Below are 23669 nucleotides of genomic sequence, written 5' to 3' on the forward strand. Positions count from 1 at the left end.
GATATCTTTATGATACAAGATACGGCTTTATAATTTATTTTTTTAATATTTATTTCAATAATTCTAAATTTTCTAATAAATCTACTGCTTTTTACTGATTAATTTTTGTCAATATAGTACAATTATAATATATAGAATATAATTTTTACGGAGGGATTATTATGGATAAATTATTCATTTTATTATTTGTTTTATTTGGTATAGGTTTTATTTATTTTCTTTTTATGGTAAGTATTCAGTTTACGCGTATTAATAAAATTAATTTGCAGCTTGGCATGGATGTTACTAAACTGTACGATAATGACGATGATTTTGGGGATATTTTTAGTTATCTCATTAAGAAGTGCGCTATGTTTTTATATAAAGTTTCTGCAAAACTATAAGAAATCATATTTCGAGAGAACGTTATCTTTGTATAAAAATATAATTTAGTGTATACATTATAATTATATCAAAGCTATTAAAATCTATTTTTTGTATACATCATAAATCTACATAAAAAGTATTAAGTTAAATTTAATCAAAATCTCTGTTCTAAATATCATAAAAATATTTTTTTGAATTATATTTATGTAAATTATACTTACCCACGATATATAAAATATAAAGGAATCTCATTTCCTTAGAATAAAAAAAGTGGGATATAATCCCACTTTTTTACTTTAAACAGGCTGTTATTATATAAAATTAGTCCTAATAAAAATTCTTTAATTGATTCAATCTACTTGGATGTCTCAATTTTCTTATGGCCTTAGCCTCTATTTGTCTAATTCTTTCCCTAGTAACTCCAAATACTTTTCCTATTTCTTCTAAAGTTTTAGGGTCATCATCATCAAGACCAAATCTCATTCTTAAAACTTTTTGTTCTTGATCACTAAGTCCTGTTAATAATTCATTTATTTTCTCCCTTAAATTGTGTTGTTCCACTTCGTGCATAACTACATCGGAAAAGTTAGCATCTGAAGGTATAAATTCTACTAAACTACTGTCTTCATCTTCTTTTATTGGTGTATCTAGTGATACAACGTTTTTGTCTCGTTTTAGAATTTCAATAACTTTTTCGACGTCCATATCGCAAATGTCAGCCAACTCTTCTAGTGATGGCTCTCTTTGTAAAACATTTGAAAGTTCTTGTTTTTTTCTTTTAACAAAATTAATTCTTTGATGAAGGTGAACTGGTATTCTAATAGTATTTTCACAATCGTCTATATATCTTGTAATGCTTTGTTTTATCCACCAAGTAGCATACGTACTAAACTTATACCCTTTAGTATAGTCGTATTTTTCTACGGCTTTGATAAGACCTATATTCCCCGCTTGTATTAAGTCAAGCATATCAACATTTTCTTTTCTATATTTTTTGGCTATACTTACAACTAATCTATAATTAGCGTTTATAAAATCTTCTTTTGCCTCAGGTATTTCTTCGTTAACCTTTTTAGCCAATTCAACTTCTTCAACTGCAGACAGCATTTTATATGCTTCAATTTCTTTTAAATACATTTTCATTGCATTTGATGATCCTGAAGTATCTGCATGGACATAATTTTCGTAAGTATTTTCTTTTTTAGCCCCCATAATATAACCCCTTCTTTTACACATAGTTTATTTAAATCTTATATAGCTATTATATGTTTGTAAATAAAAAAAATGTAATTCCATTTACTCAAAATGTCAATTACTTTATCTATAATATAATTCTACGTTTTTTTGTAAAAACCTTTATTTTTTCACAAATTTTTGCATTTTTGTGATATACATAGATAAATTCTTTATTTACAAACTTTTTATCAATAAAATTCTTGCAAACTAACTCTTAGTGATGGTCGTGTCCACAACCGCAACCATCTTCATGATTGTGTTCATGAGAGTGATCATGACCACAACCACAACCGCATTCATGACCGTGCATCATTTCTTCTCTTTTTATTTTTTCTTCCATTTCAAAGAATTCTTTTTTCATTTGATCATATGTAGGAAGAGATGCTTCTGTATCGTATTCTTCCCCAGTCCAATCAGCATACATCATTTCATTTCCGTTTGTAAGTATCATTCTACCAGCAGTAGTTATGTTATCTACATCTTCAAGGAAATCTATTTCTTTTTGTAATGCTGCTCCTTCCATTACAAAGTCTTCATCAACGCATGTAGCTATTAAAACTGGAACGTAGAAATCTTCTCCATCTTCTTTAACAACAACATTTACTATTATGTCTAAAACACCTTCAGCTCCTTCTTCAAATTCACTTAAAGGCACATTAGTGTCTATCATATCTTGAGGTACTAGTAAATCCTCCATTAGATATTTTAATACTCTTTCTTTAACAAATTCTTTTGACATACTTTTCTCCTTTCTTTTAAGAAAAACCTCTTTATTGATTCTTTTCAAGGTATATTTTCTTTTAACATACTGATATATTTTATTTAAACTAAAAAAATACTATCAATACATTATAAAATACACAAAATTATTTGTCTTTTTACTTAGAAAATACCATATTTCTTCTTTATAATATAATAGATTTAAAAATTTTTCAATCTTATTTATTACTTATTTTATATAGTATTCAAGATTTTGGTATGTTTTTAAAGTTCAAATACAAATTTTTATAGTTTAGGAATGAAAAATTTACTTTTTAAATTAAAATATATTTCTTCATCTAATCCTATCTTTATAGTTATACCCATTTTATGCTATATTAATTCTCTATAATATATAATTTCATTTTTATGTCTTTTTCTTAAAAATTCCTTAAAATAAAGATATTTTAATTTTTTTAGTATATAATCATGTTACAACATTGTAATCGTATTTATTTTTAAAAAGCTATATATTATTAATGTGAGCAAATTATAATTTTACAATTATATATTTTAGGAAATAATACAAGGTATGTATTGGGAGGAAGTAAAATGAAGATTAAAAACAAAATAGTTTCTGTATTAATGGCTACATGCTTAATGTTTTCTTCTTTTGGCATAGGTACATCTTTTGCTGATAGCTCAAAAGTAGTTACTATAGGCGTAAATAATACTGCAGAACAAAAACAGACTATTTTAAATTACTTTGGTGTAAAAGAAAGCGAAGTACAAATTGTAACCGTAAATAATAAAGAGGAAAGAGCTTATTTAGGAAAGGTTGCTACAGAAGAACAATTAGGTACTAAGACTTATTCTTGTGCTTATGTTGAACCTACAAAAGAAGGTAGCGGTATAAATGTAAAAACAGCAAATATAACTTGGGTAACATCTTCTATGGTTGCTACTACATTATCAACTGCTGGTCTTACTGGCGCTAACTGTGTTATAGCTGCTGTATTTCCTGTAAGTGGGACAGGTATCTGCATATAAAACTTATAGAAATAGCTTTTTTTATCCTTATTACTTATGTACGTTTGATTTCTATAACTTTCATATCAATAAAGTTATAGAAATGAGTTATAAATATCTGAATTTATAGTTTATTTTTGCTATTAACTCAATTTTATAGATATCAAATTCTCCTAATTTTATTAGGATTTTATTTTATTACGGATAGTATATTTTTATATAATTTTGACTTCTATTACTTTTAAAATACATAAAGGTTATAGAAGTGAACAGTATATATGATATTATATAGTTCAATTTACAAATTTTAGTTGTTATAAAGGAGATTGATTATGAATTTAAGAAAAAGAATAGCTTCACTAGCTATATGTGGAACTTTATTCATAGGAAGTATAAACTTTGCTTTTGCTGATGGAGCTAGAGTTGTTACTCTAGGTGCAAATTTAAATGAACAACAAAGAGCTACTATTCTTAAATACTTTGGGGTTAACGAAAATGAAGTTGTAATACTAGAAGTTAATAACCAAGAGGAAAGAAAATATTTAGAAGGTGTTGCTACTGAAGCTCAATTAGGTAAAAAGACTTACTCATGTGCTTATGTTGAACCTACTAAGGCTGGTAGCGGTATAAATGTTAAAACTGCTAACCTTACATGGTTAACATCTTCAATGGTTGCAAGTACATTATCAACTACTGGTATGACAGATGCTGATGTTGTTGTTGCCAGTGTTTTTCCAGTTAGTGGTACAGGAGTAATATTATAATATATCATTATATTACATAAGCTCCGTATGTAAAGAAATTTGCATAGGACACAACTTTAATTGCAGGTAATCCCTAAAGCTCTACACCACAATATATCTGAAAAGAATATATGATGGTACGAAAGTAGAAAAAACGTAGAGATGAATATAAGGTTAAATCCTAAGTATTCTAAAACAATGGGTGTTCATGCAGGGAAGCTCCTAAGTCAACAGATATGGAGAACCTCCAACGACTATCCCTGAAATGGGAGTACACTACAAGCTATTGGTAGTGGAAATAGGTTGCCCCTAACGTATGAGTCGAGGGTGAAGAAATAGTCTTCTCACGTTCTGAAAAGAAGTGGTCATTAGAGTAATCGAAATGACATTGTAAGTGTAGCGACTTATAATAAAAATTGTTAGCCTTATTAGGTTAACATAAAGGCTTTAACTGGAATAATGAAAGCATTTGAGGATTCTACTGGAAAACCTCTTGAAGAGGAAAAGAAAGAATTAGCATCTGAGGAATTAATAATAACAGGAAGCTTAGGTGAAGATATAGGTGCTGATAAAGCAACTGGTATAGTTAATGATATAAAAACAGAAATAATCAAAAACAATACTAGTGATACAATTCAAATTGCTGACACTATAAATAATATAACTAATAATTATAATGTTACATTAACACCTGAACAACAAAAACAATTAGAAGATTTAATGGCTAAAATAGCTAAACAAGATTATGATTATAATCAAATGAAAGATACTTTAAATGGTATAAAAGAAACTGTTAACGAAAAATTAGATGAACTTGGAGAAGGTGTTAACCAAGGATTCTTTGACTCTATTAAAAATTGGTTTAGCGGTATAGGCGATTGGTTCGCTGGTTTATTCGGTGGAAATGAAGATAAAGATTTAGGTATATTAGGTTCTACTGATGATAGTGTGTTAGGAGAGAATGCTATCATAGATGCAACTGATAAAGATGCTATAAACTTACCTTCTAGTGAAGAAGTTGAAGGATTCTTCGCTAAGATATGGAACTGGTTCACAGGATTATTTAATAGTGATAATTCTAATAAAGTAGAAGATAATAATACAACGCCTTCTTCAAAAGAAGAATCTAATAGCGGTTCTACAGAAGATAGTTCTGTAGACTCATTAGAGCAAAACTCTACTGTTGATGAAAATGTTCAACCTGATTCTTCGGTTGAAAATGAACCTCAAGATAATGAAAATACAAATGATTCAAGTAATCTTGATAACCTAAATACGCTTGATAGTAATAGTAGTAATGAGGAAACAATTAATTAATATTAGTTGAATGAAATTTGAGTTTAATTTAATTAATTTTGATAATATAATCATCACATTTAATAATATAAGCTTTTGTGCATGATGCTAATTATTACTGATTATTAATGCGAAGGAGGCTTGATTTTTTATAAATAAGGTATCCTTCGCATTATTTTATACTTTATATAATCATATTTGTAAAATCAATTTATTCAATTCCCTTTTCAATCATTTCTTTAATCATTCCTTCAAATCCAAAACTATTATACATAAACATTACTATATCCGATTTGCTGTTGACTATCATATCTTCATATGTCATATCTATATTTTCGATATATCTAGGGTCTATTATTTCAACCTCTTTAAATACATCAGCTAATAACCATGTCATAGGTGCTTGATATGAGTCTCTAAACACCAATACTTTTTTATCACTTAATGAATTTTTATTTCTTATTTTTAATATATTACAATTAGTTCCCCTCATATAAGCTCCACCATAATCCCAACTGTCTTTCTTTCTCAATGTAGCCATTATATTTTTTTCACTTATTTTTTTATCTGTGTATCCATCACAAATATAATACTCTAACTTACTACCATTTCTATACACATAATTTGCAAATTCTTTTTCTTTTACTATTAAATTTAGCTTTCTATTATAACTTCCTAAAAATTCTTTCTCTTTGACTTCTTTAATTCGGTATCCATCAAGATAACTATTAATGGTATCGTTTGATAAACCTAAATTTACATTATTAATCATAAATTTAAATCCTTCAAATGCTCCTAATCCATTCCAATGGTGGTCTGTCTTAAAATAAAATTTTTCCCTTTGACTTTCTGTAAAGTTAGATAAAAAATATCCATCAATATCAATAAATGAAATATTATTTTTATCCAATTTTGATTTAAAAGATTGTTTATTTAAGTCTATATTTTCCTTATTCATAACAAAGTCAGGATAAAGATGCTTTAGCATATTTGTTTTGTGAGTCATAGATATAAAATACACATCCTTATTTTGAGTTCTAGCATTATTACTCAAAGTATTTATAGCATCTGCATATATTTGCATTTTATCATCTTGTATAATTTTAGAAAATTTACCAAGTATCCAATTATCTTTGACCAAGTAATAATTACCCACGGTATACTTGCTCTGTTCACTTAACTCAGTTGTATTATTTTCATTAAATACTAACTTTTCACTTTTATAGATATTATCAGTTACTTTAGAAATACCAAAAAAGCTAACAGTAATAAGTATTAATGTAACAACTAAATATATTAACTTATTTTTTTTCATTATAACTCCTCCTTTAATGTTCAACTATCGTGATAAAATTATGTTTCCCTTATAATAAAAAAATAAAAGTCGCAAGTTTAGATTGCTGTAAAACTTACGACTTTTATTTTTTATTTTATGCCTTTGTCTATCATAGCCTTAACCATTGAATCAAATCCAGAGCTATTATACATAAACATTACTATATCAGAATTACTATCTTTTATTATTTCTTCATATGTCTTATCTATTTTATCTATATTTCTTGGGTCAACTATTTCAACTTCACTAAATAAATCTGCAAATAGCCATGTAGTTGGAGCTTGATATGAGTCTCTAAATATTAATATCTTTTTATCTACTAAGGCTTTGTCATTTTTAATATTTAATATATTAGTCTGTGCTCCTCTAATATATGCTCCACCGTAATCCCAGCTTTTTTTATTTCTTGAAGTTGCAATAATCTCTTCTTCTTTTTTACTTTTACCATTTAATTCATATGTATATTTTGCATTATCTATATACATATAATTTACATATTCTTCTTCTTTAACTAGCATGTCTAAGTTTTGATTGTAACTACCTATAAATTTTTTGTCTTTCACAGTAGTTTCCCTGTATCTAGCAAAATGTTTATCTAACTCATCCTGTGATATCCCTAAGTCCATCCTTGAAGCCATCATTTTAAAGTTTTCAAACGCACCTATACCTGTCCAGTGATGGTCTGTTTTAAAATATAGCTTTTCTAATTCATATTGGCTAAAATTATTTAACAAATACTCATCCATATCAATATATGTTACTATATCCGATTCTAATCTACTCCTAAATTCACTTTTATTTATATCTATATTTCCTGTATTGTCTATATACTTAGGGTATAAATGCTTTAATACATTGGTTTTATGAGGCATCATTGTATAATATACATCTTTTCCTAAGCTACTACTTATTTCAGATAATTCATTGATTGTATTTGAATAATCATCTAATTGCTCTTCACTTAAAAGTTTTGGAAACATTCCTAAAATCCAGTTATTATCAACTAGATAGTAGTTACCAACTTTTGTTTTATTTAATTTTGCCTCTGATTTTTTATTTAAGCTTATCATTTCATCCCTAAGAACAAATTGGTCATTATAGTAACTTTCAAACTTAGAAGCAAACTCCTTATCTTCAATATCTTTTAACGTTGGCTTCTTTTCAAGATTCCTATTTTCTGCAATACTATACTTTTTATCTGGAACTATAATATTTAAAATAAAAAAACCAAAAATTATAGTTAAAAATGGTATTATTATATACCTAGCCTTCTTTTTATTCATAAAAATTCCCCTTTAAGTCTAAAATCTAAAATATAAAAATGGATTATAAGTAGAACTGCTTAACATTACCATAATGATAAACATATATATACCTAGTGATAGTCCATGCATTAAATATGCTATATCATTATCTAATGCATTTTTATTAATCTTTAAAATTAATTGTTTCAAACCTTTTACAATCGGTGTAGATAGTATTATAGATGCAAGTAATATGTACCAATAATCGATTAAATAAATATTAACCGAACTATTAATAACATCATTTCCATTAAATCCAAACATGACCTTTAAAAACTCAAATGCCTGTGTTATATCATTAGCCCTAAAGAATACCCATCCTACAACTACAATCAAAAGTAGATAAGTATGTCTTAAAACTTTAGGAGTTTTATACAAAGCCTTTTCTAAAAATGCTTTTTCTAAAGCTATAAATACTCCGAAATATAATCCCCAAATTATAAAATTCCAACTTGCTCCATGCCACATACCAGTTAAAAACCATACTACAAATAAATTTCTATACAACTTAAACTTAGAAACCCTACTTCCACCTAATGGAATATATACATAATCTCTAAACCAGCTTCCTAATGAAATATGCCACCTTCTCCAAAACTCTGAAACTGTTTGTGATATATAAGGATAGTTAAAGTTTTCAAGAAACTCAAATCCAAACATTTTACCTAATCCTATAGCCATATCACTATATCCACCAAAATCAAAATATATTTGAAGAGTATAGCAAACTATTCCTAGCCATGCTTCTAATATCGAAACATTAGCTAAATTAGTTGAAAATACACCATCTGCTACTACAGCTAATTGATTTGATAATATAACTTTTTTAGCAAGTCCACAAACAAACCTATTTACACCATCTGCAAATTTTTCTATTGAATGGTCTCTTTTACTTATTTGTGTTGCTATAGTCTGATACCTAACAATAGGTCCTGCAACTAATTGTGGAAACAATGCTACATATGCTCCAAAGTCTAGTATGCTCTTTTGAGCTTTAGCATCTCCTCTGTAGATGTCTATAGTGTATGACATCGTTTGGAAAGTATAAAATGAAATACCAATAGGTAATGGTAAGTTTAACAAACCTATATTTAAGTTAAATATATTATTTATGTTTTCAATTAAGAAGTCACTATATTTAAAGAAACATAAAACAAATAAGTTTATAATTGCTGAAGATATAACCACCATCAGTGCTTTTTTTCTTTCACCTAATTCTATAAACCTTTCAACTTTTAATCCATTTATATAATCAATTACTGTCGAAAATAACATTAAAAATACATACACAGGCTCTCCCCAAGCGTAGAAACACAAACTTGCTATTAATAATATTAAATTTCTTGCTTTACTATTTGATATATAGTAAATAATTAATGTTAATGGCAAGAATAAAAATAAAAAAATCAAACTACTAAATACCATTTCTTATATACCAATAATTTAAATATTGATATTTCCTCCCTTCATATTTTAATCTTCACTAATATTTTTTCTATACAGAATTTTATCATATTTACCCTTGATTTTTTTGTAGTAATTTGTCGAATACAATAAATATTTTCCCCCTCAACGTTTCTAAAATAAGTCATTTCTTCTCTTTCTTCGCTCTTCTCTTTTTAAACTTAAAACATTATTAGTATCTATATTATTTATTCCATTCGTTTTAGATAACTCAACCAATTTTTCATCATTAAACATATTCTTTAAACCGTCATAAACCAGATAATCCTTTGATTTATTCATAGACATAACATCTACTAATGAATTATCAGCTAAGCGACTATTACAAAATATACTTGCAAATTCACGCTCAAATGATTGTAAAGCTTTTTGTAAATCGTCTTTTTCTTTCTTCAACTTTTTATTTTCTTCTTCTAAATTTTTCAACTTATTCTTATCCATTTCAAACACTTTAGCTAACTTCTTATAAAGTACCTCAGGCTTTTTATAGTAATCATTTACTAATGCGTGAATATCTTCTACTTCTGGTATAAACTCTTTCCCAGCTACAATTACATTAGAAGTATTTTTTATTTCATTTATTCTTTGTCTTCCATAATAATCTTCGTTATTATAACTACTAGCCCAGAAATCATATCCATACAAAGTAAATAACTCTCCGTTTTTTCTTTTATATTTAGGATTATTAGCAATTTCTTTATTGAAGGTAAAGACTGAATTATACGTCAGTCTTTTCTTCATACCACCTAGCTCTTTTAGCTTTAAATATATTATTTCATCTACTTCTTCTTTATCTATAGTTCTTTTAGCTCTTGCCATTATATTTCTCCCTCCAAAAATAGTTTTACATCTTGATTAGCATACCTTATATTCAATCCACTATTAATCTGTAATATCCCTTCTACATCTGAGCGTCTAGATAGCTCTCTATTCAATTTATTAATGGAAGTCTTTAATTTATATTCATAATCATTATCTAAGTCTAATACTCCATTTAATTGCTTTGTCTTAGGCTTTGATAATAACTTTTGTAGAAATACTTTTTCTCGCTGTATTTTTACATGTAAAGATGAAGCGATGTTATTTTCTAAGTATTCTTGTACTTCTATAAAACTTTCCTGTGTTTTAGGACACCACCAATGTTTGCATCCTATACAGAACTCTTCATCTCCACAAGCTAATATATCATTATCTATATCTATTGTACAATATCCTACACCGTCTTCTGTTTGTATACACTGCTCTAAATTTCTAGGAGCTTCTTCTGACTTCTCTTTATTAAATATAATATCTTTAAGAGCCTTTGTAGATATACTACGTCTATGCATTTTAGAACTCACAAAATCTATCATCTCTGAATCAGCATAAAATGAAGAATTTCCTTGATAATGGTCTTGTGAGGATAAGGAAGTATGACCTCCTAACATAGCTATTTCTATAGGCGAAACCCCTTGTAATAACAATGATGTAAAAGCTATATGCCTTGTATCACCTATATTAAGTTGTCTTTCTACTTCATATTTATAAGTATTTGATATTATTCTTTTATAAAACCCTTTCAGCATAGGACCAAGTACATTTATTGAAAAATACTCTTCATCTATTTTTTGTTCCACAGGTATTGTTATATAGCCGTATTCTTCTCCAAATTCAATAGCTATCTTTTTTCTAAAAGCACATAGAGCTTTATATGAAAATAATGTTTCTGTATGACCATACTCATTAGTTTTTTCTATATAATCACTTATCAAATCATATATTTCTTTAGTTATCTGAATTTTATTTAGTAATGGTATTCTTCCTCTTCTAACAACACCTTTATTAGATATATCACCTGTTTTTATTCTATTTACATAAATATAGTACTTTTCATCTTCTTCTATCAAACACGCCCTAGTTAATTTACTACATAATTCTGATGGTCTCATAGGTATAACGGTTGTAACTTTCCACCATATTAATAGTGGCATATAAAGCATTTTCATATCTTCACTAAATAATTCATCTTTATAAAATCGCTTTAAATAATAATCAAAAGCCATTATATCTTTTTCCTTAGGTAGTTCTCTTGCATTATCTTGCCTTGATGTATCCATAGTCATTAGTGTTTCAATTGCTTTATTTTGTCCTTCTGTTAAAATATCTAATTCATCTAAGTAGTATAAATATTCTAAAATACTATTTATTTTGTCTGATTTAGTTTTACCGCTATAAGTATCTAATAATTGATTTATAGGATTTCCATATGGAGAATCTATAGTCTCTAAATCAAAATTATTAGTAACCATTATACAGTCTCTTATAACTGACAGCTCAGAACCTATGCTTGTATTATATTTATTTAAAATCTTTTCTGCAAAGAAACATCTAAATGCTGTTATTTCTTTATCTGTAATTCTTTTAAAAGTTTTTAATTCTGAAAGAAAAGTCATATTTAAATTTATATATCCTTGGGTTAAAGGTTTATCTATTATCCATATATCACTGTCAAATGTAGCATCTGATGTTTCCGTTCTACTCTCTTTTCTTAATATATCATTTTGTACAACACGTTTATTAAGATTCGATTTTATTTCTTCAATATCTACAATTTCTTCTTTTACTAAATTTATATCTATCTTATCAATTAATCTACTCATATACAATTTATTACCTTTCTAAAAGTTCTTTATCTTCTAAAAAATCTTCAGGCATATCAATTAAATTTAATTGTGATTTAAATTCATCCCTAGTTAAACCTAAACAGTTATATACATACTCAGGAGTTAGTATATCCATAGCTTCTTTCAAGAGAATACTTTTTCTATCAATAGATAATGCAAGCTTATATTTTTTTACACCTTTTACATTATGATAATTCTTCATATCTTCTATCATACTTTCACATAATGTTGTTAATGCATATATTGATGGTATATGGTATTGGCACTCAAAGCATGATTTAAGGTCTATTCTTTTACAACCTTCTTTAGATACTAAGCACTGTACATTATCTTCTCTCGAAGGCAGTTTCCTTGCAAATAAGTCTGTTAATATTTCTTGACATTCATTAAAGCTTTTTTCTGCCAGGGTATCTATTACCGCTTGCCTCTCAACCCTAATAGTATTTAAAAATCCTGCCGTTGAATGAATTTTAAATACATCTCCAAATATATCATTAATTCTTACTATAGCTTCTGTTGCTTCTTCAAAATTAGTTACATTTTCATCATATACTCTAGTTAGTAGCATATTAGTTATATATCCAAATTCACCTCTCATAAATAATTGCTTACTTAAACTTTCTATCTTACTTTTGTCTAAGTTTAAATAATGAAGAGTTGAATCTTCTGACAAATGTTCTCTCAGTTTTTGTGCATATATCAATGCTTTAGAATCACCTGATAAATTAGCTAAATAGTATACAAATGTCATAACTGTTTTATTCATAGTCCTTGATAAGAATTTAAAGTTTTTATGTTTGAATTCTTTAAAGAATTTATTAAAATGACTATCTCCAACTTTATTATATTTAGTTCCAAAATCCATTAGTGTGCTATTATTTGAAATTATACTTCTACTTTTATGGTATAAAGTTAAAATCAGAATGTTAGTAGCCATAGAAGGAGCTAATTCATCCGAGCAAAAGAAAGTTCCTTTCACTTGCGTTTTTGATATTTTAAATTCATGTTGTATAACCCTTGATATTACAGCTCTAGCTTTTGCTATGCTAAGTTTATTATTTTCAAACCAACTATACTCATAAATTTTAAACTCGTCTAACAAATCATCTATATCTAATTTAGGAAACTCAGTAACATCGCCATTTCTCCATGCATTGTTCATGTGCAACATTACATATAACCATGTGGATGCGTATCTTATGCTATTTTTAACTTTAATATCATATATACTATTTTTAACGTGCAAGTCTATATCTACTAAGTATTTAAATAAATCTGAGTACACATCAAAATCATATATATCATCTATTGTTTTAGAAGACTCTCTTCTATGAGGGCTATATATTTTATCCATTCTAAATCCGCATCTTTTATTCCCTGAAACTAACTGTACATCCTTACTGACTAGACCTAAAAATTCATAGATATTTATCCTGATAATATTAGTTTTTATTATATTAAAATAAGTATTTATTTGGTTTGTTGTAAGAGAGTAAACTTCATCTAATCCATAATAATCTAACATAGATTTTAGTGCTAAGGTACATCTAACATAATGATTCACTCTAGCATTTGATACTTTTTCATTAGCTCTCATAGAATCTAATTTATCTTTTATATACCCAAACCACTTTCCATTTGTGTACTCTGAGTTTGGATTAAATCCATTCCAGTCATTTAATTCATTGAGTCTAATTTGAAAAGTATGAAAATACGTTGAACCCAATATATCATGATTTATATCATACCCAGGTGAATTGTAATCTATTTTTGTAAGTACCATGTTAAATTCTAACTCTTTATCATTTATTACTGCATTTTCTTCTGTTTTTTCTGATTCTTTTTTCTTAGCCTTAGTTCTTTCTTTTTTTATGGTTCTCTTTTTTTCACTTAATTCTTTAGCTAATTCTTCAACCTCAGATATCTTAAACCATGAGCTATCTTTAATCATAGTTGAAGTATATTCTAAAGTATAGGCTATTCTAGGTGCTTCATATTTAGTTAATTTTTCCTCATGTGAAGGAAATGTTTTAGGTGTAAAATATTTATTTTTTACAACTGATTTTGGTATATATTCAGAAAAGAATTCTTCCTGTTCTTTCACTAGTTTTTCTATTACATTTTTCTCAAAATAAAATCCTTGATAATATCTTATTTCATTCATATCAATAGACTGTTTTAGCTTTAAAAACATTCTGTCGCTCATATTTAGCATCTTACTAGCATCACTAGTAGATAAATATTCCCCTGACTCTATTTTTCTATCTATTTCTGCTCTAGATTGTATATAATCATCTATTTCTGATTTTTTATATACAACTTTTATGTTCCAAATTTCATTTAATGTGTCTCTACAAATCAACTTATAATGCGAAGGAATTAAAATACTTTTGATTCCTTCTTCCGATAAATTAGAACACATTTTCTTAGCTTCAGCTCCATTTATATGAGTATTTTGAAATTCACACAATTCATTTATTGATTTTTGTATATCATCCTTATTATAGTAAACCTCAAACCTACTTATATTTAATTTCTTTATATTAAACATTCTTACAACTTTAGCTACAGTTTTATTTACATCGTTAAAATATTTTTCTGATATATCTAACATATTGCAAAATTCTTCTTTACTTACATAGTTCGCTTTATCTTCATTATTATCAAACTCATATTTTAGTTTATGACTCATATACTTTATACCCTTTCTTCTTTTAAGGCTTCTTTGCTTAAATTTTGTAAGTTTTCATCAATAGCTTCTACCATTGCTATTCTATCTATATAAGCTAATGCAGACGATAAATTCCTATCTCCTCTAAGACTTGCAACTATTTTAGCATCAGGAACTCCCATAGAGTTATTAGCTAATCCAGTTTTTATTATAAAATTAGTAAATACATGTCTACCTATATGAGTAGACCATGCGTATTTCTTAAGAGTCTTGCTTTCAACTGGCTTAGAATTTTCAAGAAATTCTATAAAATCTGATTTTAATTTTTTAAATCTTTCTTCGTATACATCACCTGTCATCGGATTTCCCTTTTTATTAACAAATAAAGCTTTAATATTAGTTCTTTTCTTTAGTTTAGATAAGTACTTCATATGTTCATCCCATGTGTTAAATAATTCTTGATTCCAATTAAATACAACTTGATTTTCCCTTGCGAATTTAACTTGTGATTTTTTACTCTTTAAACTTTTAAATAAAAATAATTGCCTATCATTTATATCTAAAAATAACTTATCTTTATCTCTATTTACTTCTACTGCATCTATAGTTAAATTTACAACTTCACCTAATCTTAATCCCCCCATAAACTGCATAGCTACACCTAGTGCTATGTCAGGATAATTCTCTCTTGCATATTCTAAGAACAATTCCCATGTTACTCTTTTCATATCTGCTAATTTTATCGCCTTAATACTTTCTCCATAGCTATTTGTTGGATTAGTAGGTGGATAAAATACTTTATACTCAAGACTATCTTTAAATGGAGATATTGATACTCTCTTTCCTTTTGATGTTACGTTCCCCCTGTTTTTTATTGGTACTACTTTATGTTCAACTATAGCATCTTTATTTGTAAGTATCTTTTTCTTATTTAAAAACGTGTAAAATGATATAAGTATATTTTCTTTTCTTTTTACTGTAGAATAATTATTTACTACTAGTTCTTCTTCTCCTTGCTTATTTACCTTTGTCTTTCTTGTTCCTATATATGTTAAGTATTTAGATGCATGAATAAAATTCAAACCATATATACCTTCTTCTTGTAATATGTCAAAACATTCATCTTCACCTAATTCTATTTGTAGCTTTAAGTAATTGAGAAAATCACATATTACATATCCATAGTGAATTTTTGTATTAACAGCTTTTTCTGACATATATACTTCTAGAAATTCAGTTAGAGGACTAGGTTTCCATACCAATGGATTTGCCTCATCTGATTCTACTATTAATACTGCATATCTATCTTTTGGTTTCCATCCTGATATATCATTTATCACTTGTTCCTTTACTTTATATATAATCATCCATCTTCCTACCTCTCTTTTTTATCTTTTTAACTTAACATAAGTATATCATATATTTCTACAACTTATCAATAACTATATAGAAATACATAAGTTAGTATTTACAACACTTTATATCCATTATAATCATAATATAACCTTTATTCTATAATATTATACAGATAAGGACAGGTGCCTTAACTGGTGTTATGAAGGCATTTGAAAATGCTACTGGAGAAACTCTTGATGAAGATAAAAAAGAACTTGCTTCTGAAGAATTAATAACTACAGGAGATTTAGGTGATAAAATAGGTCAAGATAAGGCTACAGGTATAATAAATGATGTTAAAGCTGATATTATAAAAAATAATACAAGTGATAAAACACAAATTGCAAATACAATAAACAATATAACTAATAACTATAATGTAACTTTAACAGATGCTCAAGTTGATAAAATAATAGCTTTAATGCAAAAAATAGCTGCACAAAACTATGATTATAATGAGATGAAAGCTACTTTAAATAACGTATCTGATGTTGTGCAAGATAACTTAAAAGAATCTGGTGAAAATATAGGTAACTCAGGAATATTAAGTTCTATTGGTTCATTCTTCAGTTCTATAGGAAACTGGTTCTCTAACTTATTTTCTAGTTCTGAAGATTTAGGTATATTAGGTGAAACAAATGATTCTATGTTAGGTAGTGATTCTATAATAGATGCAACTAATAAAGCTGCTGAAAATTTACCTTCAAAAGAAGAAGCTCAAAGTTTCTTCACAAAAATAGTTAATTGGTTTAAAAGTTTATTCTCATCAGACAATTCTAATAATAGTTCTGATGATTTAAATAAAAACAACGGTTCTACAATGATGAACCCAGATAGTAGCGATAGTAACAATGATAACACTAATAATAGTGATAGCAATACAAATACTGATTCTAATAACGACAGTAATTCTGATAGTAATGTAAATCAAAACACTGATAATAATTCATCAAATGAAAATACATTAAATCCAGAAGTACAAACTGATACAGAACATTTCGATACTAACCAATAAATTTAAAACAAAATGGGGCTGTCGCAAAATAAAATTTGCGATGGCCCTTTTCTAATTCTATTTATCTTTTTTTGTATATATTTATACTTTCTTCGTCAATGATTTTTAAGTTACCATTATCAATAACATATATATTATCACAAAGTTGTTCTATGTCTTCAAAATTATGACTAGTTAGGAGAATAGTGCGTCCTTCTTTTTGAAGCTCTTTTATTATTTCTTTTATATCTTGATATGTTTTATAATCAAGAGCATTAAATGGTTCATCTAAAATAAGTATATCTTGGTCTTCCATAATAGCTTGAGCTATACCAAGTTTTTGTTTCATCCCTAATGAATAATTACTAACCTTAACTTTATTATTAGGATTTAATCCAACTCTTTCCATAGTTTGTATTATTTTATCATTACTAATCTTATTATTAATTCCAGCTAAGAATTTTAAGTTGTCTAGTCCACTATACATACTGATATATCCAGGTTCATTAATAAATACACCTACATTTTTTGGGAAATCAACTTTATCTCCTAATTTTTCATTCCTTATATAAACCTGCCCACTATCAGGTGAGGTAAATCCACATATTAATTTAAATAAAACAGATTTTCCACTACCATTTGCTCCTACAATACCTACAGTACTACCTTTTTTTATATCTAGATTTATATTATTTAAAATATTTATTCCATCATATTCTTTTGAAATTCTGTCTAACTTTATTACAGTTTCCATAATGTGTTCAACCTTTCTAATCAATTAATATTTTTTTATACGCAAATTTTTCTATATAAATAAAGCTTAATAAAATAAACGCTGATAATTCTATAATTACAGGGATCAATGTTAAGCCATAATCTCCTATATATTTAAATCGTGATAAGCTTGAAATTCCAAATGGCAAGTATAAGCACCACTTAAAAGGTAAAAAGCATAAACTATTTAATAATAGTAAACTTAAAAATGATAAGGTCATGTTTTTACTTAAACTGTATAGTAAGATTAATACTAATACCTGTAAGCTTAAATCTAAAACTTTAATTATGAAGATATTAGTACTTAATTGTATTACTTGAGAAGTAATTGGTATATTATTAAAAATACCAATTGCAATCGGAATAGCTATATTTAATAATACATAACTAACTACAAATAGCATTGAAGTCTTTAAAATAGAATTCATCCATTTTATCCCTTTTCCAAATCTTATGTTTATAAATAAACTCCTCTCACTACTTTCTTGTTCTAGAAATATAGCTATTATATATATTGGAGTTGTATTTAAAACTAACATTTCTAAGAATTCAATAATTCGAATATTATTGACTGGATGTCCTACAAATAGATTTACTAAATAATCGTTCATTGATTCAAAAGAGCTATTACCTTTCAGAAACCCCCAAAAAGACATTAATATTAATACACTACATATTATAACTATATTATATCTTGAAAATAGAAGTCTTTTATAATAACTTATCTTATTTTTCCTTATATCTTTAATTTTTAACTTTTTATTCCAATATTTTTTATTTAATATACAAACAACTATAAGTACTGTCGTCATAGTTAATATATTTATAAATAATTTTAAGTCATAGCCAAAGTTTCTATGAAAAATTATATAATTATCAATAAAAACTATAGGTAAGTTATTTACTTTATCAATCTTTAAACCAAATATCATTAGAATATATACTATTATCATGATTTTAGTTGAAACCTTTTTACTGAAGAAGTTATTTATAGTAAAGAATGCAATAGATACTATAAATAATCCTGCTATCATATATATACAATTTATAAAAATAGCTTGTGTTACACTGCTAAAGTGTTGTGAATAGTATCCAAATAATTCATAACTTGGATTATTTGGTACATTAAAGTTATTATCACTTCTTAGACCTATTGACATTATAAATGCTACCACAAACTGAGCTATTACAAACATAAATGAAAATATTCCATATACAGCTAATTTACCCTTGAAATAATTCCAATAAGATGTACTTCTTATCAAAATATACTCCATATCATCATCCAGACTGCTATATATTGACAACATGAAAATTGGCATCATAAGATAGGTCAAATAGTAGTGCTCTGTAAAAATATATAATATAAATTGTTGTGATGATAAAGTTTGAGTAATTCTTTCATCCATGCTAAATATAGTTAACCCAAATAACAAAAATAAAAGTTTATTCGAAATTAATTTATTTAGATCAAGTTTTATCAATGTTTTCATAATGATACCTATACCTTATATATCAAAGTCTTTTTTATCTTTGAGTTGAAAACAACTATTAAGCCTATGAATAATATAGCTATCATAGGACCTGCAATCATAGAAAATACAGTAATCATTTTTTCATCCACTATAGTTGGGTCAAAAGATGTTACTAACCTATATTGTGGTACTCTAAGCACTGACAATATAAAGTTCTCTAAAATAGTATAAATGAAAGGACCTGTTAGTATTATAAATATATTATCAATATAAAGAGATAGTACAAATCCCATAGTTGCTATTATTATTGCTATTAAACTTCTCCAAATACTAATCAAAAAGCTATACATAAGTGGTTGGTTAACAAATAAATTACCTAATATATGTCTATCTTGAATAAGTATCGGTTCATTAGTTACCATATCATAAGTTCCTATATACGGCACTATTTCTGGCTTTATATATAATGCAATTAATGCTCCAATAAACATTGATACAAACATAATAGTCGCCGAACTTAATGCAACAACTATCCACTTCGATAGTAAGTACTTTTTCTTTGATACCCTCGGTAGAGTGTATAATAAAAACTTATTCTTTCTTTCATAATAAATTGTCCAACAACTTGGTATAACTACTATAAGCGGAAATAACATTGATATAAATTCTGTTGCTATTTCCCATGCCTCTAAATCAACTTGTAGCGAATAGTTTTTATATAATGTACAAGTCATAACACCTATAAAAATAGTTGCCAGAATTGCAGCTAAAAATACTGGCTTTTTTACCTTTTTCCATTCTAGTTTAATTAACGAATACAATTTTTTCGTCCTCCTATTATTAATGTTTAAGTTATGAACGTAGTATATGATAAATAAATTGCTATTACAATTCTTTAGAAATAAGTAATGACTTTAAAGGCATAAATATTTTTTCATTCCTCTAAAGTCATCGTTTATGAATTTATTTAAGGTATTAAAACACCTATATTTAAGTAATTAACATTATCTATACTTGTATTTTTAAATATAATTTTTCCTCTACATTTTTCAGTAATTAACTTTACATTGTATAAACCATATCCTCTGTGTTTACTTCCATTATCTTTTGTAGAATATCCTTTCTCAAATAATTCCATAAACTCTGTATTAGAAAGTTGAGGGTGTGGATTACACACAGTAACTTCAAATTTGTCATCTATTTTATTCATCTTTATAAATATTGTGTCACCACTTTTACTTGCTTCTATAGCATTATCAATAAGAATTCCTAAAATTTCTACTATTTCATATTCTTCTGTGTATATCTTTTTTAGAGATGCACAGATATTAAGTTCGATGTTTATATTTTTTAAATTGGCTAATTTTATTTTAGAATAAATAAACCCTGAGATAACTTTATTGTCACATATAAATAACTCCTTAATACTATCATCCATCAATACATCTTTACTATATGTTCCAACTTTTAACTTAGCATCATCTAAAGTCTCTGCCGTTTCTAATATACTATAAATAGCTAAAAGTTTGTTATTAAACTCATGTTGCCTAGCTCTAACTTCAGACATTAAATCATCGATTACAGGAATATATTGTTCCATAACCTCTACACGTTTTTGCTGATTTATAACATTTCGCTGAGAAACTATTGACCATATATTAATAACTAACAACATAAAAAACACAAATACTACTATAGCTAAATTTTTTATAAGAATATCTACATCAAATTGAAAGCTCCAAACTAATACTAATAATGCTATCAGTGAATTTAATAGTATTAATTTAGTTATATAACTGTTATTCTTTAAATACTCTTTAAATTTATATAACGGTAATTTCAAAACAAAAATTAATATTAAAAGTAATGTAACTATTCTATATCCATATTCATATATATTAATATTTTGAACACTTATTAATTTAAATGGAACTACTGCAAGTATTCTTATAAAAATCCATATTATAATAGAAGCTATAGTTGCAAAAAATGCTTGGCTATTTTCCATGTTTAGATATATACTATTTGCTATCATTAAAAATATACATAAAAGAAATGTTCCATATAAAGAGTTAACAGGTAATATATCAAATCCTATAAAGTCCACCGTTGGCTGTATATAATTATCTGTAACTAATACACTCCATCTAGAAAATATATACACTAGATTAATAAATATAATCCAAGATAAGTTTTTATTAGATTTTTCTATTCTTTTGTTAGATAGATAATTACATAATAAGAACATAGCACTACTATCAAGTAGTGTTTGCGAAATTAGTTTAATATACTCCATCTAAAAACTTCTTTCCTATAGGAATAGTTCCCATATTATTTCTTAAATATATTAAATTATTTGCCTTGTCTATTTTTTCTATATAATTTGTATTTAATATATAACTTTTGTGACATTGTATAAATTTAGAGTCATTAATCATCTCTAAAAGTTTTTTTAATGAATATCCTGATATTATTTCTTTAGTATACTTATTTTCATTACATAAATTAAGTTCTAGTTTTTTTCCGAAAGATTCAATATAAATAATATTTTCTAAGTTATATTCAAAAACAAAGGATTTTTGTTCTATTCTTATTGTTTTAGAAACACTTTTTAGTTGTTTTTTGTACCCAATAACATCATCAAGAACAACGTTTATCTCACTTTTAGTAAATGGTTTTATTAAAAAACTATAACATTTTAGCTCTCTATAAGCTAAAAGTTCCTCACTTGCAAGAGCTGTAACAAAAACAATTGGGCTATATTTATATCTGTTTATTTCCCTTAATTGTTTTGCTAAATGTGTTCCTTTATAGTCTTTTAATTGTATGTCTAAAATAAATATATCAATGGCATTAATTGTTGCATGCTCTAATGCTTTTTGTGCTTCTTCAAAAACTACAATATCTATATCTTTTTCAAATTCCTTTATGCTCTCTGAAATTATATTGCTAATATTTTTATCGTCTTCTGCTATCAAAATCTTCAACTTTAATATCTCCTCTCCGCCTTAGATTTTACTCTGCTATATTAATTAAAATAAATCGTCTCTTATCTTTCTTCGCTCTTCTCTTTTTAAGCTTAAAACATTGCTAGTATCTATAGTTCTTTTAGCTCTTGCCATTATATTTGTCCCTCCAAAAATAGTTTTGCATCTTGATTAGTATCGCTTAGTATATCATACATTTCTATAACTTATCAATAATATAGAAATATACAAGTAAGTGTTTACAATGATTTATAACCATAAATACATTATAATTATGGTTATTCTATAATATTAAATATTTGAAAACGTAATTGCTATAAAAGAAAAAGGTCAAAAGATAAGATTAATCTTTTGGCCTTTTTAATTTACTTGCTCATTTCTTTAGATTTTTCTATACAAGCACAAACTGCATTTATTACAGATGATCTCATCCCTTCATTTTCTAAAACTTTTACTGCCTCTATTGTAGTTCCTCCTGGCGAACAAACCATATCTTTTAATTCTCCTGGATGTTTCCCGCTCTCAAGCACCATTTTTGCAGCACCAAGCACTGATTGAGCTGCAAAATTATAAGCTTGTTTTCTTGGCATTCCCCCAACAACAGCAGCATCAGCCATAGCTTCAATAAACATAAATACATATGCAGGTGAAGACCCACTAACTCCTATTACAGAGTCTATTAAGTACTCACCTACTACTTCACTTTTTCCAAAAGAGTCAAAAATACCTTTTACTATTTTTAATTCTTCATCTTCTATGTTTTTATTTGGACATAAAGCCGACATACCTTCATTTACAAGGGCAGGTGTATTAGGCATAGTTCTGATTATTTTTTTGTCATCTCCAATTATATTTTCCATGCTAGATATACTTTTTCCAGCAGCTATTGAAACTACTATTTTTCCATCTCCAATTAAATCTTTTACACCTTCTAAAACACCATCAAATATATTCGGTTTAACAGCCATAAAAACTATATCTGAATTTTTTACAACTTCTCTAGCATCTAAAGTTACATTTATATTGTATTCATCTTTTAGTTTATTTAGATTTGTCATTGTTTTAGCAGATGCTATAACATTTTGTGATTCTACTAAGTTTGATTTTATTATTCCGCCTATTATAGCTCCTGCCATGTTACCAGCACCTATAAATCCTATTTTTTTCATTCCTTCAATTACAGTGTCATTTCTTTTTCCCTTGCCTATCATTATTTTTAGGCCCTTTTCTAAAAGAG

At 26.8% G+C, this 23669-nt stretch carries 20 protein-coding genes; 5 read left to right on the forward strand and 15 right to left on the reverse strand.

The features are described from left to right. The first annotated feature begins 161 nt into the window (after positions 1 to 161). Positions 162 to 383 (forward strand): hypothetical protein, encoded by a 222-nt coding sequence (locus I4U58_RS04445; protein WP_195929843.1) that lies wholly within the window; start codon positions 162 to 164, stop codon positions 381 to 383. 310 nt (positions 384 to 693) lie between these two features. Here I4U58_RS04445 and I4U58_RS04450 read toward each other — a convergent pair whose 3' ends face one another. Together I4U58_RS04450 and I4U58_RS04455 are read right to left on the reverse strand one after the other, a co-directional pair. Then, positions 694 to 1578: a sigma-70 family RNA polymerase sigma factor gene (locus I4U58_RS04450; RefSeq protein ID WP_195929844.1), complete on the reverse strand. Its 885-nt coding sequence runs from the start codon at positions 1576 to 1578 to the stop codon at positions 694 to 696. Between the two features lie 238 nt (positions 1579 to 1816). Beyond that, positions 1817 to 2341 carry a hypothetical protein gene (locus tag I4U58_RS04455; RefSeq protein WP_195929845.1) on the reverse strand — a complete coding sequence of 175 codons (525 nt, stop codon included), beginning with the start codon at positions 2339 to 2341 and terminating at the stop codon, positions 1817 to 1819. Between the two features lie 572 nt (positions 2342 to 2913). Between I4U58_RS04455 and I4U58_RS04460 the strand changes: the two genes are divergently transcribed. The 3 genes from I4U58_RS04460 to I4U58_RS04470 all read left to right on the forward strand — a co-directional run bounded on the left by I4U58_RS04460 (position 2914) and on the right by I4U58_RS04470 (position 5390). Further along, positions 2914 to 3351 carry a DUF1002 domain-containing protein gene (locus I4U58_RS04460; protein WP_195929846.1) on the forward strand — a complete coding sequence of 146 codons (438 nt, stop codon included), beginning with the start codon at positions 2914 to 2916 and terminating at the stop codon, positions 3349 to 3351. A 311-nt stretch (positions 3352 to 3662) separates the two neighbouring features. After that, positions 3663 to 4094 carry a DUF1002 domain-containing protein gene (locus I4U58_RS04465; RefSeq protein ID WP_007286673.1) on the forward strand — a complete coding sequence of 144 codons (432 nt, stop codon included), beginning with the start codon at positions 3663 to 3665 and terminating at the stop codon, positions 4092 to 4094. A gap of 435 nt (positions 4095 to 4529) precedes the next feature. Next, positions 4530 to 5390: a DUF1002 domain-containing protein gene (locus tag I4U58_RS04470; RefSeq protein WP_278183535.1), complete on the forward strand. Its 861-nt coding sequence runs from the start codon at positions 4530 to 4532 to the stop codon at positions 5388 to 5390. A gap of 190 nt (positions 5391 to 5580) precedes the next feature. On the opposite strand, the gene I4U58_RS04475 is transcribed toward I4U58_RS04470, so the two are convergent. The 7 genes from I4U58_RS04475 to I4U58_RS04505 form a co-directional block, all read right to left on the reverse strand. Then, positions 5581 to 6684 (reverse strand): hypothetical protein, encoded by a 1104-nt coding sequence (locus tag I4U58_RS04475; RefSeq protein WP_007286671.1) that lies wholly within the window; start codon positions 6682 to 6684, stop codon positions 5581 to 5583. A gap of 110 nt (positions 6685 to 6794) precedes the next feature. After that, positions 6795 to 7988: a hypothetical protein gene (locus I4U58_RS04480; RefSeq protein ID WP_007286670.1), complete on the reverse strand. Its 1194-nt coding sequence runs from the start codon at positions 7986 to 7988 to the stop codon at positions 6795 to 6797. Positions 7989 to 8006: 18 nt separating this feature from the next. Continuing rightward, the gene (locus tag I4U58_RS04485; protein WP_330360344.1) at positions 8007 to 9299 is read right to left on the reverse strand and encodes an MBOAT family O-acyltransferase; all 1293 of its coding nucleotides are present in this window, start codon (positions 9297 to 9299) and stop codon (positions 8007 to 8009) included. 288 nt (positions 9300 to 9587) lie between these two features. After that, positions 9588 to 10292 (reverse strand): hypothetical protein, encoded by a 705-nt coding sequence (locus I4U58_RS04490; RefSeq protein ID WP_007286668.1) that lies wholly within the window; start codon positions 10290 to 10292, stop codon positions 9588 to 9590. Further along, positions 10292 to 12112 carry a site-specific integrase gene (locus tag I4U58_RS04495; protein WP_007286667.1) on the reverse strand — a complete coding sequence of 607 codons (1821 nt, stop codon included), beginning with the start codon at positions 12110 to 12112 and terminating at the stop codon, positions 10292 to 10294. The genes I4U58_RS04490 and I4U58_RS04495 overlap by 1 nt, the downstream gene beginning before the upstream one ends. 10 nt (positions 12113 to 12122) lie before the next feature. After that, entirely contained in the window at positions 12123 to 14828 is a 2706-nt protein-coding gene (locus I4U58_RS04500) for a hypothetical protein (protein WP_007286666.1), read from the reverse strand. A gap of 5 nt (positions 14829 to 14833) precedes the next feature. Next, positions 14834 to 16174 (reverse strand): site-specific integrase, encoded by a 1341-nt coding sequence (locus I4U58_RS04505; protein ID WP_195929847.1) that lies wholly within the window; start codon positions 16172 to 16174, stop codon positions 14834 to 14836. A gap of 161 nt (positions 16175 to 16335) precedes the next feature. On the opposite strand from I4U58_RS04505, the gene I4U58_RS04510 reads away from it, so the two are divergent. Then, positions 16336 to 17217 carry a DUF1002 domain-containing protein gene (locus I4U58_RS04510; RefSeq protein ID WP_347708161.1) on the forward strand — a complete coding sequence of 294 codons (882 nt, stop codon included), beginning with the start codon at positions 16336 to 16338 and terminating at the stop codon, positions 17215 to 17217. Between the two features lie 61 nt (positions 17218 to 17278). On the opposite strand, the gene I4U58_RS04515 is transcribed toward I4U58_RS04510, so the two are convergent. The 6 genes from I4U58_RS04515 to proC all read right to left on the reverse strand — a co-directional run bounded on the left by I4U58_RS04515 (position 17279) and on the right by proC (position 23601). After that, the gene (locus tag I4U58_RS04515) at positions 17279 to 17950 is read right to left on the reverse strand and encodes an ABC transporter ATP-binding protein (protein WP_195929849.1); all 672 of its coding nucleotides are present in this window, start codon (positions 17948 to 17950) and stop codon (positions 17279 to 17281) included. A gap of 16 nt (positions 17951 to 17966) precedes the next feature. Beyond that, entirely contained in the window at positions 17967 to 19247 is a 1281-nt protein-coding gene (locus I4U58_RS04520; RefSeq protein WP_195929850.1) for a hypothetical protein, read from the reverse strand. Positions 19248 to 19471: 224 nt separating this feature from the next. Next, positions 19472 to 20266, reverse strand: a complete 795-nt coding sequence (locus I4U58_RS04525) for a hypothetical protein (protein WP_195929851.1) — start codon at positions 20264 to 20266, stop codon at positions 19472 to 19474. 146 nt (positions 20267 to 20412) lie between these two features. Next, positions 20413 to 21741, reverse strand: coding sequence for an ATP-binding protein (locus tag I4U58_RS04530; RefSeq protein ID WP_195929852.1), 1329 nt, complete (start codon positions 21739 to 21741; stop codon positions 20413 to 20415). After that, on the reverse strand, positions 21728 to 22432 hold the full coding sequence (locus tag I4U58_RS04535; protein WP_195929853.1) for a LytTR family DNA-binding domain-containing protein: 705 nt from the start codon (positions 22430 to 22432) through the stop codon (positions 21728 to 21730). The genes I4U58_RS04530 and I4U58_RS04535 overlap by 14 nt, the downstream gene beginning before the upstream one ends. 365 nt (positions 22433 to 22797) lie before the next feature. Beyond that, a complete protein-coding gene (proC, locus tag I4U58_RS04540; RefSeq protein WP_195929854.1) occupies positions 22798 to 23601 on the reverse strand; it encodes a pyrroline-5-carboxylate reductase in 804 nt (267 codons plus the stop codon). Positions 23602 to 23669: the final 68 nt, after the last annotated feature.

This window comes from Clostridium sp. 1001270J_160509_D11 (assembly GCF_015667935.1).
Lineage (GTDB): Bacteria > Bacillota > Clostridia > Peptostreptococcales > Peptostreptococcaceae > Intestinibacter.